The 14,825-nt window shown below is 37.2% G+C and carries 15 protein-coding genes; 12 read left to right on the top strand and 3 right to left on the bottom strand.

The genetic code is table 11. From position 1 onward, the window contains the following. Window positions 1-4: 4 nt before the first annotated feature. The 6 genes from aceB to ACQKMD_RS02735 all read left to right on the top strand — a co-directional run bounded on the left by aceB (window position 5) and on the right by ACQKMD_RS02735 (window position 4,568). Window positions 5-1,609: a malate synthase A gene (aceB, locus tag ACQKMD_RS02760; protein WP_427749231.1), complete on the top strand. Its 1,605-nt coding sequence runs from the start codon at window positions 5-7 to the stop codon at window positions 1,607-1,609. A gap of 20 nt (window positions 1,610-1,629) precedes the next feature. Continuing rightward, window positions 1,630-1,752 (top strand): protein YhfH, encoded by a 123-nt coding sequence (locus tag ACQKMD_RS02755; protein ID WP_427749229.1) that lies wholly within the window; start codon window positions 1,630-1,632, stop codon window positions 1,750-1,752. Window positions 1,753-2,030: 278 nt separating this feature from the next. Continuing rightward, the gene (locus ACQKMD_RS02750) at window positions 2,031-2,309 is read left to right on the top strand and encodes a hypothetical protein (protein WP_427749227.1); all 279 of its coding nucleotides are present in this window, start codon (window positions 2,031-2,033) and stop codon (window positions 2,307-2,309) included. Window positions 2,310-2,659: 350 nt separating this feature from the next. Continuing rightward, entirely contained in the window at window positions 2,660-3,208 is a 549-nt protein-coding gene (locus ACQKMD_RS02745; protein WP_427749226.1) for a peroxiredoxin, read from the top strand. A gap of 98 nt (window positions 3,209-3,306) precedes the next feature. After that, window positions 3,307-3,765 (top strand): TlpA disulfide reductase family protein, encoded by a 459-nt coding sequence (locus ACQKMD_RS02740; RefSeq protein ID WP_427749224.1) that lies wholly within the window; start codon window positions 3,307-3,309, stop codon window positions 3,763-3,765. Window positions 3,766-3,908: 143 nt separating this feature from the next. After that, a complete protein-coding gene (locus ACQKMD_RS02735; protein ID WP_427749222.1) occupies window positions 3,909-4,568 on the top strand; it encodes a potassium channel family protein in 660 nt (219 codons plus the stop codon). A gap of 130 nt (window positions 4,569-4,698) precedes the next feature. Here the strand turns inward: ACQKMD_RS02735 and rnjA are convergent, their stop codons facing one another. Together rnjA and ACQKMD_RS02725 are read right to left on the bottom strand one after the other, a co-directional pair. Continuing rightward, a complete protein-coding gene (gene rnjA / locus ACQKMD_RS02730) occupies window positions 4,699-6,366 on the bottom strand; it encodes a ribonuclease J1 (protein WP_427749220.1) in 1,668 nt (555 codons plus the stop codon). A 4-nt stretch (window positions 6,367-6,370) separates the two neighbouring features. After that, entirely contained in the window at window positions 6,371-6,580 is a 210-nt protein-coding gene (locus tag ACQKMD_RS02725) for a DNA-dependent RNA polymerase subunit epsilon (protein WP_053417599.1), read from the bottom strand. A 282-nt stretch (window positions 6,581-6,862) separates the two neighbouring features. Here ACQKMD_RS02725 and ACQKMD_RS02720 point away from each other — a divergent pair, with 282 nt between their 5' ends. Beyond that, window positions 6,863-7,636 carry a Cof-type HAD-IIB family hydrolase gene (locus tag ACQKMD_RS02720; protein ID WP_427749218.1) on the top strand — a complete coding sequence of 258 codons (774 nt, stop codon included), beginning with the start codon at window positions 6,863-6,865 and terminating at the stop codon, window positions 7,634-7,636. A 54-nt stretch (window positions 7,637-7,690) separates the two neighbouring features. Here ACQKMD_RS02720 and def read toward each other — a convergent pair whose 3' ends face one another. Further along, entirely contained in the window at window positions 7,691-8,248 is a 558-nt protein-coding gene (def, locus tag ACQKMD_RS02715) for a peptide deformylase (protein ID WP_427749216.1), read from the bottom strand. A 356-nt stretch (window positions 8,249-8,604) separates the two neighbouring features. Here def and pdhA point away from each other — a divergent pair, with 356 nt between their 5' ends. The 5 genes from pdhA (at window position 8,605) to ACQKMD_RS02690 (ending at window position 14,572) form a co-directional block, all read left to right on the top strand. Then, window positions 8,605-9,720 carry a pyruvate dehydrogenase (acetyl-transferring) E1 component subunit alpha gene (gene pdhA, locus ACQKMD_RS02710; protein WP_427749214.1) on the top strand — a complete coding sequence of 372 codons (1,116 nt, stop codon included), beginning with the start codon at window positions 8,605-8,607 and terminating at the stop codon, window positions 9,718-9,720. 3 nt (window positions 9,721-9,723) lie between these two features. Continuing rightward, a complete protein-coding gene (locus ACQKMD_RS02705; protein ID WP_427749213.1) occupies window positions 9,724-10,701 on the top strand; it encodes an alpha-ketoacid dehydrogenase subunit beta in 978 nt (325 codons plus the stop codon). Between the two features lie 30 nt (window positions 10,702-10,731). Further along, window positions 10,732-12,051, top strand: a complete 1,320-nt coding sequence (locus tag ACQKMD_RS02700) for a dihydrolipoamide acetyltransferase family protein (protein WP_427749211.1) — start codon at window positions 10,732-10,734, stop codon at window positions 12,049-12,051. Window positions 12,052-12,055: 4 nt separating this feature from the next. Further along, complete coding sequence (gene lpdA / locus ACQKMD_RS02695) at window positions 12,056-13,471, top strand: dihydrolipoyl dehydrogenase (protein ID WP_427749209.1); 1,416 nt, start codon at window positions 12,056-12,058, stop codon at window positions 13,469-13,471. A 318-nt stretch (window positions 13,472-13,789) separates the two neighbouring features. Then, window positions 13,790-14,572, top strand: coding sequence for an SDR family NAD(P)-dependent oxidoreductase (locus ACQKMD_RS02690; protein ID WP_427749207.1), 783 nt, complete (start codon window positions 13,790-13,792; stop codon window positions 14,570-14,572). Window positions 14,573-14,825: the final 253 nt, after the last annotated feature.

Genomic DNA, 14,825 nt, shown 5'->3' with positions numbered 1-14,825 from the left:
GGTTATGAGTACTAGACATGCAACTTCTCAAGATATTAAAATTTTAGGAAAACAATCGGCAGCGAGCGAAGAAATTTTAACAGCTGGAGCTTTGCAATTTATAGCAGCGTTACACCGCCAGTTTGATCAAAGAAGAATGGAATTATTAGACGAGCGCCAAAGTAGACAACAGCGCATCGATGCTGGAGAGAAACTGGATTTTCTACCAGAGACAAAAGAAATCCGCGAAGGAGAGTGGACCATTGCTCCACTCCCTGCGGACCTACAAGATCGTCGTGTAGAAATTACGGGGCCTGTTAATCGTAAAATGGTCATTAATGCACTGAATTCTGGTGCCAAAATGTTCATGGCATGCTTTGAAGATGCAACGTCTCCTACTTGGGATAATATGATTGAAGGGCAAGTGAACATGTGTGATGCAGTACGCAAAACGATTTCATTTACACAAACATCTGATGGTAAAACATATAAATTAACTGACAATCCAGCTGTCTTGCTTGTTCGTCCGCGAGGTTTACACTTACTCGAGAAAAATATAGAAATCGACGGTAAACAAATCGCTGGAGGTTTGTTTGATTTCGGTTTATATGTCTTCCATAATGCTAAAGAGTTAGTAGATCGTGGTTCCGGTCCGTATTTCTACTTGCCAAAACTTGAAAGTCATTTAGAAGCCCGATTATGGAATGATGTATTTATCTATGCTCAAGAGCAACTTGGTCTTCCGCAGGGGACGATTAAGGCGACTGTCTTAATCGAAACGATTACAGCCGCATTTGAAATGGATGAGATTTTATATGAATTGCGTGAGCATTCAGCAGGGCTAAATTGTGGACGATGGGACTATATTTTCAGCTATTTGAAACGGTTACGTAATCAACCAGAAGTAATTTTACCTGACCGTGGCCAAGTGACTATGACATCGCCATTTATGCGTGCGTACACATTGAAATGTGTGCAAACTTGTCATAAACGGAATGCACCAGCTATTGGGGGTATGGCTGCGCAAATTCCGATTAAAGATGATCCAGAGGCAAATGACATCGCTTTTGGAAAGGTGCGAGAAGATAAACGCCGTGAAGCTTCAGATGGTCATGATGGTACTTGGGTTGCACATCCAGGATTAGTATCAGTAGCAATGGAGCAATTCGATGAGCATATGAAAACACCAAACCAAATAAATCGTAAACGGGAAGATGTGCATGTGACAGCAAAAGATTTGTTAAAAGTACCAGTAGGAACAATTACAGAGGCTGGATTACGAGTCAATTGCAGTGTAGGGGTACAATATATCGCTTCATGGTTAAGAGGTAATGGAGCAGCGCCAATTAACCATATGATGGAAGATGTGGCTACTGCAGAAATTTCACGTTCTCAAACTTGGCAATGGATTCGTCATCCGCAAGGGAAACTTGATGATGGTCGTGAAATTAACGAGCAGTTATTTATAGAAGTATTACAGCAAGAACTTGCACAAATTGAACAACAAGTTGGCCAAGAAAACTTCCAAAATGGTCGGTATGAAGAAGCGGCAGACATTTTCGAGTTCTTGACGTTAAAACCGACATTTGAAGAATTTTTAACTTTACCAAGCTATAGTCATATTCAATAACAAAAACGGGGGAGATTACAATGGAAACAAAGAAACAAGAAGTAGCAAAAAAACATTGTCGTGAATGTGGTTGCCTAATTGTTGAGCGTGTGGAATCGACTCTTTATGAGTGTGAGCGCTGCATCGGTATAAACGAAGAATGAATAATTAAACTCATCGGTCAACAATAGGCTGATGAGTTTTTTGTTGTATTGAATTAAAAGAGACATTCATCAGCAATAACATATTTGAAATGTTTTTACTTAGACTTTTTAACCTATTCTATATGCCTCTAGTGAAATTTAAATCAATCTATTCGACCTTTAAAGTAATTATAGAATATATGCAATAGTTCGTCGAAATGTTCTTAAAAAATAAAAAGTATTATAGAGAAAAATGGCGGAGAGTTATGCTAAACTAGATATCTAAGGAGGCGGAAATATTGGGAAAGAAATTGTTTTTTTATCTAGATCCTAAAGAACGACAGGGTGCAGTAAAAGTCCCAAGTGATCCCGTTTTTGAAGGTACATTTCTAATGGCAAATAATCGCTTAATTGATGCAGTAGCGTTAGAAGATTATTGTCCTGAATGTTTAGGATTATTACGCTATTCTGATGAATATGATTCGTTGTTTTGTGCGAATTGCAATGAATGGCGAGAAGAGGAATGTGACGATCCCTTCTGTGATAATTGCAAAGGCCGACCTAATCGACCTTTGTAAAAGATGTTGTAGAATAGTCAACAATCAATGAGTGGGATATTTATGCATATGCAAAATATTAACATTGACTAATAAACCTAAAATTATTAAGATTTCAAACTCCATCTTTGGAGTTTTTTCTTTTTTTATCATTTTTTTAATAAAATCAATAGATATTTATCGGATATAAGTTTTTTATTCTTGAATACATAAAATGTCGATTATTTGTCACAATAAGAGATAGATTAGAATAATTATTAAGTGTCTATGATTGATTTCGCAATGGTGATTTGCTATTGTAGGAATTGGATTAATGCGAAAATTATAGTTTTTCGCAATAGCATATATAAAAATATTTGGAGGGATTCAACATGGCAGAACGTTTAGTAGCAAATCAAGCACCACGCTTTGAAATGCAAGCAGTACTAGCTAATAAAGAATTCGGTAAAGTTAATTTAGAAGAAAACATGAAAAACGACAAATGGACTGTTTTATTCTTCTATCCAATGGACTTCACATTTGTATGCCCTACAGAAATCACTGCAATGTCAGATCGTTATGACGAATTTGAAGATCTTGATGCAGAAGTAATTGGTGTTTCAACTGATACAATCCACACTCACTTAGCATGGATCAATACTGATCGTACTGAAAATGGTCTCGGTCAATTAAAATTCCCATTAGCAGCTGATCACAATCAACGTGTATCTCGTGATTATGGTGTGTTAATTGAAGAAGAAGGCGTAGCACTTCGCGGATTATTCATCATCAATCCAGAAGGCGAACTTCAATATCAAGTTGTTAACCACAATAACATCGGTCGCGATGTAGATGAAACTCTTCGTGTACTACAAGCACTACAAACTGGTGGTCTTTGCCCTGCTAACTGGCGCCCAGGTCAAAAGACTCTTAAAGTTTAATTTAGATTTTTAACATCAAAAAGGCCTAACAAATGTTAGGTCTTTTTTTGAAAGATGAGAATATACTAAGTACGAATTCCATTATGAGGTGATTAAATATGAAACTACGTGCACAAATGCCTGAATTAGTAGGCGAAACAGCTTGGTTAAACGGTAAAGTATCAAAAGAGAACTTAATCGGCAACAAACCAACACTAATTCATTTCTGGTCAGTTAGCTGTCATTTATGTAAAGAGGCGATGCCAGAAGTTAATAAATTCCGTGATGAATACAGTAGAGAATTGAATGTTATTGCAGTTCATATGCCACGTTCTGAAAATGATTTAGATTTAGACGTTATTAAAGCAACTGCAGCTGAGCATGATATTACTCAACCAATCTTTGTTGACAGTGAAATGAAGTTAACTGATGCTTTTGATAACGAATATGTACCTGCATATTATGTTTTTGATAAAGAAGGTCAACTTCGTCACTTTCAAGCAGGAGGCAGTGGTATGAAAATGCTTGAAAAACGCGTTAACCGTGTATTAGACGAAGTTCGTAAAGCTGACGCATAAAAAATTTCAAATGTCATAAGAATTGTCCCATTTTTATTAGGACAATTCTTTTTTTGTTGGGAAAAATAGCAATTGACCCGTTTGTATGCTTGAATGTATTGTGTTACACTATGTCCATTCTTTACAGTATCGGGGGAAATTTCATGAAAAAAGAATTTGTTGTCATTGGTTTAGGCCGTTTTGGTGGCAGTATTGTTTCAGAGCTGATCCAACAAGGTGCTGATGTAATGGCGATAGATAAACATGTAGAAAGAGTCGATGAGTTTGCTCCAATCGCTACACAAGCAGTCGTAGCAGATACGACGGATGAATCCGTTTTGAAATCACTTGGAATTCGTAACTTTGAACATGTAATTGTAGCAATCGGTGATGATATCCAATCGAGTATTTTAACAACATTGATGTTAAAAGAAATAGGGGTACAAAAAATTACTGTAAAAGCACAAAATGATTACCATGAAAAAGTTTTACGGAAAATTGGTGCAGATCATGTTGTCCATCCAGAACGTGATATGGGAATTCGCATTGCGAATAACATGATGTCCAATAATGTACTCGATTACTTGGAGTTATCTGAGGAACATTCAATTATGGAGATTAAGGCAAATCATTTATTAGAAGGCCATACAATCATTAACTTAGACATTAGGGTAAGATATGGTATTAATATTGTAGCGATTAAAAGAGGGCAGGAAATCATCGTTTCACCACAAGCAGATGAGGTCATTCATGAAGGTGATATTTTAATTGTTATAGGAGCAGATGTTGATATTAGTCGTTTTGAGAAAAAAATGATGAATTAAGAGTAAAATTAGAGAGCTAGGGACGAATGATTCTTTGTAAAAATAAACAGAACAGTAACTTCCATTTTTGTAGACTTTCGCTAAAAAACATAAAAGGGTAGAGATTTTAAAAATCTCTACCCTTTTGTAATTAAACTTCCATTATTATAGGTAAAATCATTGGACGACGTTTTGTTTTTTCAAACAAGTATGGTCCTAACGCATCAGTGATATCATTTTTCAATTCTGACCACTGAGGAGTTTTGTCTTGTAATGTACGTTGTAAGTGACGGTTTAACATTTGTTGTGCTTCGTTAATCATCATACCTGATTCACGCATATATACGAAACCACGAGAGATAATATCTGGGCCAGAAACAATTTTCTGTGTCTCCATATTCACGCTAACAACAACGATAACTAGACCTTCTTCGGAAAGGATGCGGCGATCGCGCAAAACGATATTACCGATATCACCAATTCCGTTACCATCAATGTAAACATCACCAGAAGGAATTCGACCTGATACAGCAGCCGTGTTAGGGCTAAGTGCAAGGACGTCACCATTCTCCATGATGAATGTATTATCTGGTTCTACGTCACAATCAACAGCTAAATCAGCATGCATACGAAGCATGCGGTATTCACCATGAATTGGCATAAAGAATTTTGGTTTAATCAGACGAAGCATTAACTTTTGTTCTTCTTGAGAACCGTGCCCAGACGTATGAATATTATTTAATGAACCATGAATAACTTCTGCACCTGCACGGAATAACGAGTTGATTGTTTTATTGACGCTAATTGTGTTACCTGGGATTGGTGAAGATGAAAATACAACAGTATCGCCAGGTTGGATTTGGATTTGACGGTGAGTGCCGTTAGCAATACGAGAAAGTGCAGCCATTGGTTCGCCTTGGCTACCTGTACAAAGAATTAGTACTTCGTTAGCTGGCAAACGATTTAACGTTTGTGAATCAACAAAAGTTTCTTTAGGTGCAGTGATGTAGCCTAATTCACGACCAATTGTAATGGCGTTATCCATACTTCTACCAAATACAGCAATTTTACGTCCGTGACTAGCAGCGGCATCAGTAACTTGTTTTAAACGGTGAATGTTTGAAGCAAATGTTGCGAAAATAAGTCGCCCTTCTACTTTACGTAGTATTTCATCAATACTTTCGCCAACTTTACGTTCAGACATTGTGAAATTAGGAACTTCGGCATTTGTACTATCAGATAGTAGACATAACACACCATCGCGTCCGATTTCAGCCATTTTTGTTAAGTTTGCTGGTTCACCAACAGGAGTAAAGTCAAATTTGAAATCCCCTGTATGAACGATATTACCAGGAGGAGTTTTTACGACAATACCGTATGCATCCGGAATACTGTGAGTCGTTCTGAAGAAGCTCACAGAAGTTTTACGGAATTTAATAATGTCCTCTTCTTGGATTTCAATCATTTTTGTTTGACGAAGTAAACCATGCTCGTCCAATTTATTACGTAACAAACCTAGTGCAAGCTTGCCACCGTAAACAGGAATGTTAATTTGACGTAGCAAATAAGGAATACCACCAATGTGATCTTCATGCCCATGAGTAATGAAAAGACCTTTAATCTTGTCTACATTTCTTACTAAATAAGTGTAGTCTGGTATAACATAGTCAATACCTAATAGATCGTCTTCAGGGAATTTAATTCCTGCATCAATCAAGATAATTTCATCTTGAAATTGTACGGCATACGTATTTTTACCGATTTCGCCCAGTCCGCCGAGTGCGAAAACCGCTGTTTGGTCATTCTTGACAAACTTCATACGTTTAGAGCTTCTCCACGTGGAAATGTTCGCTTGCTTGTTCATACTCTAAGTAGTTTCCTTCAAGCAATTGAACAAATTCGATGTTGTAGTTACGGTCTTTAAGTTTTTGACGAACTTCACGCTCATCTGCCGCTTCTAAATATAAGCTTTTAGTATTTTCGCGAACTGGTACTTCAAGCGCATTTTCTTGATAATAAACTTTGTAAATCATAATATGCTCTCCTTTAACACGTTCAAAATAATTGCATTTCCTTTATATTATCACGCTAGTAACTTAAAATAAAGAAAAGCCCTCCAAAATTATGAAGGGCAAATATACTTAAGCGATTGTTTTTTTTCCGAGCAAGCCATTGAGCCGTTTCAACAATTGTTTTTTTAGGCGTTTAAACATGGCATATCACTCCTCGTGGACATTATACAATATTAAACTTTCGCTGTAAAGTTTTTTTACTTAACATATAGAATTTAGAGAAAAAGGAGGAAGTAATTTAGTATGAAGAAAAAAATATTGTTTTTTGACATTGATGGTACACTATATAATTCGAAAAAAGAAATTCCACAAACAACAATTGAAGCGGTCAAAAAGGTAAAAGATAATGGTCATGAGGTAGTCATAGCGACAGGTAGGGCTCCATTTATGATTAAGGAAGTTCTTGAAACGCTAGAAGTGGATTCTTATGTTTGTTTTAATGGCCAATATGTTGTATATAAGGGGCAGCGTATTTCGTTGAAACCAGTGCCTCTCGAACAATTGAAAGCTCTTGTTAAATATGTTGAGAAACAGGATAAGCCATTAGTCTTTTTAGATAATCAAGAGATGGTTACTTCTATACCAGAACATCCTGAGATAAAGGAAAGCTTGACTTCGTTACTCTATCCTATGCCAAGATTAGATAAAGATTTCTACTTAACTCATCCAATTTATCAAGTATTGTTGTTTGTAAGTATCGAAGAAGAAGAAGAATATGCAAAAGCTTTTCCGAAATTGCAGTTAATTCGATGGCACACTTATTCTTGTGATGTATTAAATAAAGGCGTTTCTAAAGCGTATGGGATTGAACAATTACTTGGATATACAAATTTTGAGATGCAAGATGCAATAGCATTCGGTGATGGTTTAAATGATGTTGAAATGCTGACGGCAGTAGGGACAGGTGTAGCTATGGGGAATGGACATTTGAAAGCGAAAACTGCTGCGAGTTTTGTGACGGACCATGTAGATGAAGATGGATTAGTAAAAGCAATGGAAAAATTACATTTGGTATAAAAACAATAAAAAAAGCCTTACTATGATTTTACGATTCATAGTAAGGCTTTTGTGTTATTTATTTTCAATTGGTTGCGAATTCGGTATATCAGCGAATGGATTGGATTCATTAATGTGATCATAGAACATGACACCATTTAAATGGTCTAATTCATGTTGAAAAGCGATAGCGGGTATACCTTTTAAGCGCATTTTCTGCTCTTCGCCATCAAGTGTATGAAATTTAACTGTTATTCGTGCATGGCGTGGTACGAAACCAGATACGTTACGATCCACCGATAAGCAGCCTTCACCATTTGTTAAATAAGTATTTTCTACTGAATGGCTAACTATTTTTGGGTTTACAGCGACAAAGCTGATTTGATTGTCATTATCATCAGGTAGATGAAGAGCAAACATTCTTTTTGACTCATTTATTTGCGGAGCGGCAATACCTATGCCGGAACGCAAGTCGTATTTTTCGCTTATTACTGGGTCTTGACTATTAATGAGGAATTCGAGTAAGTCTTGACCTAATTTTTTGTCCTCAGTTGAGAGGGGGAAAGTTAGTTCTTTCGCACGGGTACGTAATGTTGGATGCCCTTCGCGAATTACATTATTCATTAAAATCATTTCATTTCTTCCTTTCGATACAAAATCTATATTCATAGTATAACGTACAACGATAATCGTTCAATGGAAAAAAGATTCTTAAAAGATTATTTGTTTAAGATTACGACAACTGGGAATACATAAGGCGAGGTGAAAATCTGTTCTAGTAAAGAGTAGAAAAACAAAACTGTTGTATAATACAGTTGTCAAAATGTATATAGTACAGCTTTTTCCAAAAAGTAAGAATAAAATAATGTAAGCATTATCATAACAATGATTGACCTATTAAATTTAATTCAGTATACTGAAAACGAATAAACCTTGTATTACTAAAAAGAAAAATATTTATAATACAGACACAGAGGAGATGTGATAGCATGGCTTCACAAAAATCAAAGCAATTCGATCCAGTTGCAAATCTGCATGAGATTGAAGAAAAATTTGAAATGTTTCAGATTTTGAATGAGGAAGGCGAAATTGTTAACGCAGATGCAGATCCGAAATTATCGGATACTGAACTTGTTGAGTTAATGCGCCGAATGGTCTTTACACGTATTTTAGACCAACGTTCAATCTCATTGAACCGTCAAGGACGCTTAGGATTCTATGCGCCTACAGCGGGTCAAGAAGCTTCTCAAATTGCTTCACACTATGCACTTGAAAAAGAAGATTATATTTTACCGGGATATCGTGATGTACCTCAAATTTTTTGGCACGGACTACCGCTTTATAAAGCGTTCTTATTCTCGCGTGGACATTTCATAGGTAATCAAATTCCAGAGGATGTTAATGTATTACCACCACAAATTATTATAGGTGCTCAATATATTCAAACAGCTGGCGTTGCACTTGGTATGCAAAAACGAGGCAAAAAGTCAGTTGCTGTAACTTATACGGGGGATGGTGGTTCGTCTCAAGGGGATTTCTACGAAGGTATTAACTTTGCAGGAGCGTTTCGTTCACCAGCAATCTTCATCGTTCAAAATAACCAATTTGCGATTTCAACTCCACGTGAATTGCAAACTGCTGCGAAAACAATTGCTCAAAAAGGGATTGCGGCAGGTATTCCAAGCATCTTGGTAGATGGAATGGATCCACTTGCAGTATTTGTGGCAACTAGAGATGCACGACAACGTGCAGTAAATGGTGAAGGTCCTTCATTAATCGAAACAATGTGTTATCGTTATGGTCCTCATACAATGGCTGGGGATGATCCAACACGATACCGTACTTCTGATACAGATTCACAATGGGAAAAGAAAGATCCAATTGTACGTTTCCGTAAATATTTAGAGGTAAAAGGTTTATGGAGTGAAGAAAAAGAAGCAGAAGTAATTGAAAAAGCTAAAGAAGAAATTAAAGCAGCTGTCAAAGAAGCGGATTCTGCACCAAAACAAAAAGTAACAGAACTTATCCGTAATATGCACGATGGCGATTTACCATATAATTTACAAGAGCAATACGAAATCTTCAAAGAGAAGGAGTCGAAGTAACCGATGGCACAACTAACGATGATTCAAGCAATTACAGACGCACTACGCTGCGAATTAAAAGATGACGAAAACGTTTTAGTGTTCGGTGAAGACGTTGGAGTAAACGGAGGGGTATTCCGTGCGACTGAAGGTCTTCAAAAAGAATTTGGTGAGGATCGCGTTTTCGATACGCCACTAGCAGAATCAGGCATTGGTGGATTGACTATCGGTCTTGCACTTCAAGGATTCCGTCCGGTACCTGAAATCCAATTCTTTGGTTTCGTATATGAAGTAATGGACTCTGTAAGTGGACAATTAGCACGTATGCGTTACCGAACAGGCGGAGCACTTGGTGCACCTGTTACGATTCGTTCTCCATTTGGCGGTGGTGTACATACACCAGAAATGCACTCAGACAGTTTAGAAGGTTTAATGGCATCTCAACCAGGATTAAAAGTAGTTATACCATCAACGCCTTATGATGCAAAAGGATTATTAATTTCTTCTATTCGTGATAACGATCCAGTTGTCTTCCTTGAGCACTTAAAATTATATCGTTCGTTCCGTGAAGAAGTTCCAGAAGAGTCTTATACTATTCCACTAGGAAAAGCTGATGTGAAGCGAGAAGGAACAGATTTATCAATCTTTGCATACGGTGCAATGGTACACGAATCACTAAAAGCTGCTGAATTATTAGAAAAAGAAAATTACTCAGTTGAAGTTGTGGATTTACGAACTATCCAACCACTAGACATTGAAACAATTATTGCTTCTGTTGAAAAAACGGGGCGTGCGGTTGTTGTTCAAGAAGCACAAAAACAAGCAGGTATTGCTGCTAATGTAGTTGCTGAAATTACAGAGCGAGCTATCCTTAGTCTTGAAGCACCGGTACTACGCGTAACAGCACCGGATACAATCTACCCGTTCCCACAAGCAGAAGCAGTTTGGTTGCCGAATCCAAAAGATATTGTTGAAACAGCGAAAAAAGTACTAACATTTTAATTCGTTCTCGAAACAGAAAGGGTGAAACATATGGCATTTGAATTTCGATTACCAGATATTGGTGAAGGGATCCATGAGGGTGAAATTGTAAAATGGTTCGTAAAAGCGGGTGACAAAATTCAAGAAGATGACGTGCTTTGTGAAGTACAAAATGATAAAGCAGTCGTTGAAATACCTTCTCCGGTAGAAGGTACAGTTGAAGAAGTCCTTGTAGAAGAAGGTGTACTTACAACTGTCGGTACAGTTTTACTAAGAGTAGACGCTCCAGGATATGAGGACATCCAACTTAAAGGTCATCATGATGAAGAAGATTCCAAAAAAGAAGAACCAGAAAAAGTTGCAGTTGAAGAAGCTCCGAAGGTAGAAACAACTGTAACATCACAACCAGCTGTAGAAGCTGATCCAAACAAACGTATAATTGCAATGCCATCTGTCCGTAAGTTTGCGCGTGACAATGATGTTGATATTAAACAACTATCAGGTTCAGGTAAAAATGGACGTATTGTTAAGGAAGATGTGGAATCATTTATGAATGGTGGCCCATCTCAAGCCGCAACACAGGCAGTAGAAGCACCAGTTGCAGAAGAGGCTCCAGTGACTGAAAAAACTACGGAAAAAGCTTCCGTACAACCAGTATTAGAAGGCGATTTCCCTGAAACACGTGAGAAAATGTCAGGTATCCGTCGTGCAATAGCAAAAGCAATGGTGCACTCAAAACAAACAGCTCCACATGTAACATTAATGGACGAAGTGGATGTTACAGAACTTGTTGCACACCGTAAAAAATTCAAAGAAATCGCACTTGAAAAAGGTATTAAGTTAACTTATTTACCGTATGTAGTAAAAGCTTTAGTTAGTGCATTACGTGAATTCCCAGAATTTAATCGCTCACTTGATGATGCAACACAAGAAATTGTGCAAAAACACTATTATAATATTGGTATAGCTGCCGATACAGATAAAGGCTTACTAGTTCCTGTTATTAAACATGCAGATCGTAAATCAGTATTTGCAGTATCTAACGAGATTAATGAGCTTGCTACAAAAGCACGTGACGGTAAATTAGCACCAAATGAAATGAAAGGTGCATCTTGTTCGATTACAAACATAGGTTCTGCTGGAGGCCAATGGTTTACTCCAGTAATTAACCATCCTGAAGTAGCTATTTTAGGAATTGGTCGAATTGCAGAGAAACCTGTAATAAAAAATGGTGAAATTGTAGCGGCACCTGTGTTAGCATTATCATTGAGCTTTGATCATCGAATGATCGACGGTGCTACAGCGCAACATGCGTTAAATCATATTAAGCGTTTGTTAAGCGAGCCCGAATTATTATTAATGGAGGCGTAAGAAAATGGTAGTAGGAGATTTCCCAATCGAAACAGATACACTTGTAATTGGCGCAGGCCCTGGTGGATATGTTGCAGCAATTCGTGCAGCGCAAACTGGACAAAAAGTAACAGTTGTTGAAAAAGAATATGTAGGTGGCGTATGCTTAAACGTTGGTTGTATTCCTTCAAAAGCATTAATTTCAGTAGGTCACCGTTTAGAACATGCTAAAAACTCAGCAGACATGGGAATTGTGGCTCCTGAAGTTAGCATCGATTTCAAAAAAGCACAAGAATTTAAAGACGGTGTAGTTAAGAAATTAACTGGTGGCGTATCAAGCTTATTAAAAGGCAATAATGTAGATGTAGTAAGTGGAGAAGCATATTTCGTAGATGCAAACACAATCCGTGTGATTAACGAGGATTCTGCACAAACATATACATTTAAAAATGCGATTTTAGCAACTGGTTCACGCCCTGTTGAAATCCCAACTTTCAAATTTTCTAAACGCGTAATAAACTCTACAGGAGCACTTTCTCTACAAGAAGTTCCTGGCAAACTTGTTGTTATTGGTGGAGGTTATATCGGTACTGAGCTAGGTTCTGCATTTGCAAACCTTGGTTCAGAAGTAACAATTCTAGAAGGTGGCAAAGATATTCTAGCTGGCTTCGAAAAACAAATGACAATGATTGTTAAAAAAGGTCTTAAGAAAAAAGGCGTTACAATCGAGACAGGCGCACTTGCTCAAGGCGTTGAAGAAACAGAAACAGGCGTTACTGTTAAATACGAAGTAAAAGGCGAAGCAAAATCTGTTGAAGCCGATTACGTATTAGTAACTGTTGGTCGCCGTCCTAACACTGACGAAATTGGCTTAGAAGAACTAGGTCTTGAGTTTGGTGAACGTGGACTATTAAAGGTCGACAAACAATGTCGCACAAATATACCAAACATTTATGCAATCGGTGATATCGTTGCTGGACCACAACTTGCTCACAAAGCTTCTTACGAAGGTAAAGTTGCTGCTGAAGCAATCGCTGGTGAAAAATCAGTAGTAGATTACTTAGCAATCCCTGCTGTTTGCTTCACAGATCCAGAAATGGCAACTGTGGGACTTTCTGAAGAGCAAGCAAAAGAAGAAGGTTATGAAGTAGTGGCTGGTAAATTCCCATTCGGTGCTAACGGCCGAGCATTAGCATTAAATGAAACAGAAGGCTTTGTGAAACTAGTTTCTCGTAAAGCTGATGGCTTATTACTTGGTGGTCAAATCGTTGGTGCTGGTGCTTCTGATATGATATCTGAAATTGGTTTAGCAATTGAAGCAGGTATGACTGTTGAAGATGTTGCGATGACAATTCACGCACACCCAACATTAGGTGAAATCACTATGGAAACTGCTGAAGTATTACTTGGTAACCCAATTCACATCGTAGCTAAAAAATAAAATGGCTTTGCCAATTTTTAAACCTCTTGAAGTTCTTGGACTTCAAGAGGTTTTTTATGTGAAAATATCTAAATGTAATACAAATGGTTAGTCATTATAATCGGATTGATTTAATAGGATACAAATAGAGAGTTCAAATTAATTTACTCATTTCAAAATAATTCCCTCTATATAATAGAGTAATATTAATAATTAATTTACAAAGTAGCTATATGTATGTATGGTATAATAATCCTGTATTTATATAGAGTGAACGAAAAGGTGCTTTTTTATCGGAAATGAATTTATTTATTCAGAACAACAAGGGAGTGCTGAAAAATGGATTTAGGTTTACTAGGAAAAGTAGCGATTGTAACAGGGAGCAGTAAAGGAATCGGTCTTGCAACAGCACTACAGCTCGCTAATGAGGGCGCTGACGTTACAATTTGTGCACGTAATGAAGAAAATTTAATACATGCAGCGAAAGTAATTTTCCTGGAAACAGGGCAAAAAGTACATACAGTTTGTGCCGATGTATCGATAAAAGCAGATTGTGAGAGAATTATAAATGAAACAATCGAACATTATGGCCAACTGAATATTTTAGTGAACAATGCAGGTACAAGTTCTGCTAATCCATTTGATGTTGTTGAAAACGAGCTTTGGCAAGAAGATCTAGATTTAAAACTATATGGTGCTGTGAATTGTTCTAAATTTGCGATCCCTCATATGAGAGCAGTGGGTGGTGGAGCTATTGTGAATGTTACTGCTGTAAAAGGAAAGGCCCCATCTGAAGCATCATTACCAACATCAGTAAGCCGTGCAGCAGGGTTAGCTTTAACGAAAGCGATGAGTAAAGATTTAGGGAAAGAGCAGATTCGTGTAAATACTGTGTGTATAGGATTAATTCGTAGCTCGCAAATTGAACAGAAATGGCAAACACATGCCCCAGGTCTTAGTTGGAATGCATTTTCAGAAGAAATGGGAAAGAATATTCCACTCGGTCGGATAGGTGACACAGAGGAAGCAGCAAATGTTATTACTTTTTTAGCATCAGATGCAGCTTCTTATGTTAGTGGTACTGCAGTTAATATTGATGGTGGCTCCGCCCCAGTTCTATAAATATGAAAATTTCCCGTTTTATGATTCGGGAAAGTCTTGGTCATAGAAAATTAAGTTAAAATAATAGATACTGAAAAACTTTATAACACTGCTAGGATGTTTGGGTATAGACAAACTTGCTAGCAGTGTTTTTATTTTGTCCATCTATTAGTCTGGATAGTGCATTTTGCGTTTATTAAAAGTTATAGTTAATATGTAATAACCCTTATTAAGGAAGAGTTGTTAAATATGAATAAAATGGATCAATATAATT

The sequence above is a fragment of the Viridibacillus sp. NPDC096237 genome, assembly GCF_050278625.1.
Lineage (GTDB): Bacteria > Bacillota > Bacilli > Bacillales_A > Planococcaceae > Viridibacillus.
This window is presented reverse-complemented; position numbering and strand designations above follow the sequence as displayed.

Excerpts from the sequence above, each read along its gene's own strand:
- aceB (WP_427749231.1), top strand. The coding sequence starts at position 5 with ATGAGTACTAGACATGCAACTTCTCAAGATATTAAAATTTTAGGAAAA.
- ACQKMD_RS02755 (WP_427749229.1), top strand. The coding sequence starts at position 1,630 with ATGGAAACAAAGAAACAAGAAGTAGCAAAAAAACATTGTCGTGAATGT.
- ACQKMD_RS02745 (WP_427749226.1), top strand. The coding sequence starts at position 2,660 with ATGGCAGAACGTTTAGTAGCAAATCAAGCACCACGCTTTGAAATGCAA.
- ACQKMD_RS02740 (WP_427749224.1), top strand. The coding sequence starts at position 3,307 with ATGAAACTACGTGCACAAATGCCTGAATTAGTAGGCGAAACAGCTTGG.
- ACQKMD_RS02735 (WP_427749222.1), top strand. The coding sequence starts at position 3,909 with ATGAAAAAAGAATTTGTTGTCATTGGTTTAGGCCGTTTTGGTGGCAGT.
- rnjA (WP_427749220.1), bottom strand. The coding sequence starts at position 6,366 with ATGAAGTTTGTCAAGAATGACCAAACAGCGGTTTTCGCACTCGGCGGA.
- ACQKMD_RS02725 (WP_053417599.1), bottom strand. The coding sequence starts at position 6,580 with ATGATTTACAAAGTTTATTATCAAGAAAATGCGCTTGAAGTACCAGTT.
- ACQKMD_RS02720 (WP_427749218.1), top strand. The coding sequence starts at position 6,863 with ATGAAGAAAAAAATATTGTTTTTTGACATTGATGGTACACTATATAAT.
- def (WP_427749216.1), bottom strand. The coding sequence starts at position 8,248 with ATGATTTTAATGAATAATGTAATTCGCGAAGGGCATCCAACATTACGT.
- pdhA (WP_427749214.1), top strand. The coding sequence starts at position 8,605 with ATGGCTTCACAAAAATCAAAGCAATTCGATCCAGTTGCAAATCTGCAT.
- ACQKMD_RS02705 (WP_427749213.1), top strand. The coding sequence starts at position 9,724 with ATGGCACAACTAACGATGATTCAAGCAATTACAGACGCACTACGCTGC.
- ACQKMD_RS02700 (WP_427749211.1), top strand. The coding sequence starts at position 10,732 with ATGGCATTTGAATTTCGATTACCAGATATTGGTGAAGGGATCCATGAG.
- lpdA (WP_427749209.1), top strand. The coding sequence starts at position 12,056 with ATGGTAGTAGGAGATTTCCCAATCGAAACAGATACACTTGTAATTGGC.
- ACQKMD_RS02690 (WP_427749207.1), top strand. The coding sequence starts at position 13,790 with ATGGATTTAGGTTTACTAGGAAAAGTAGCGATTGTAACAGGGAGCAGT.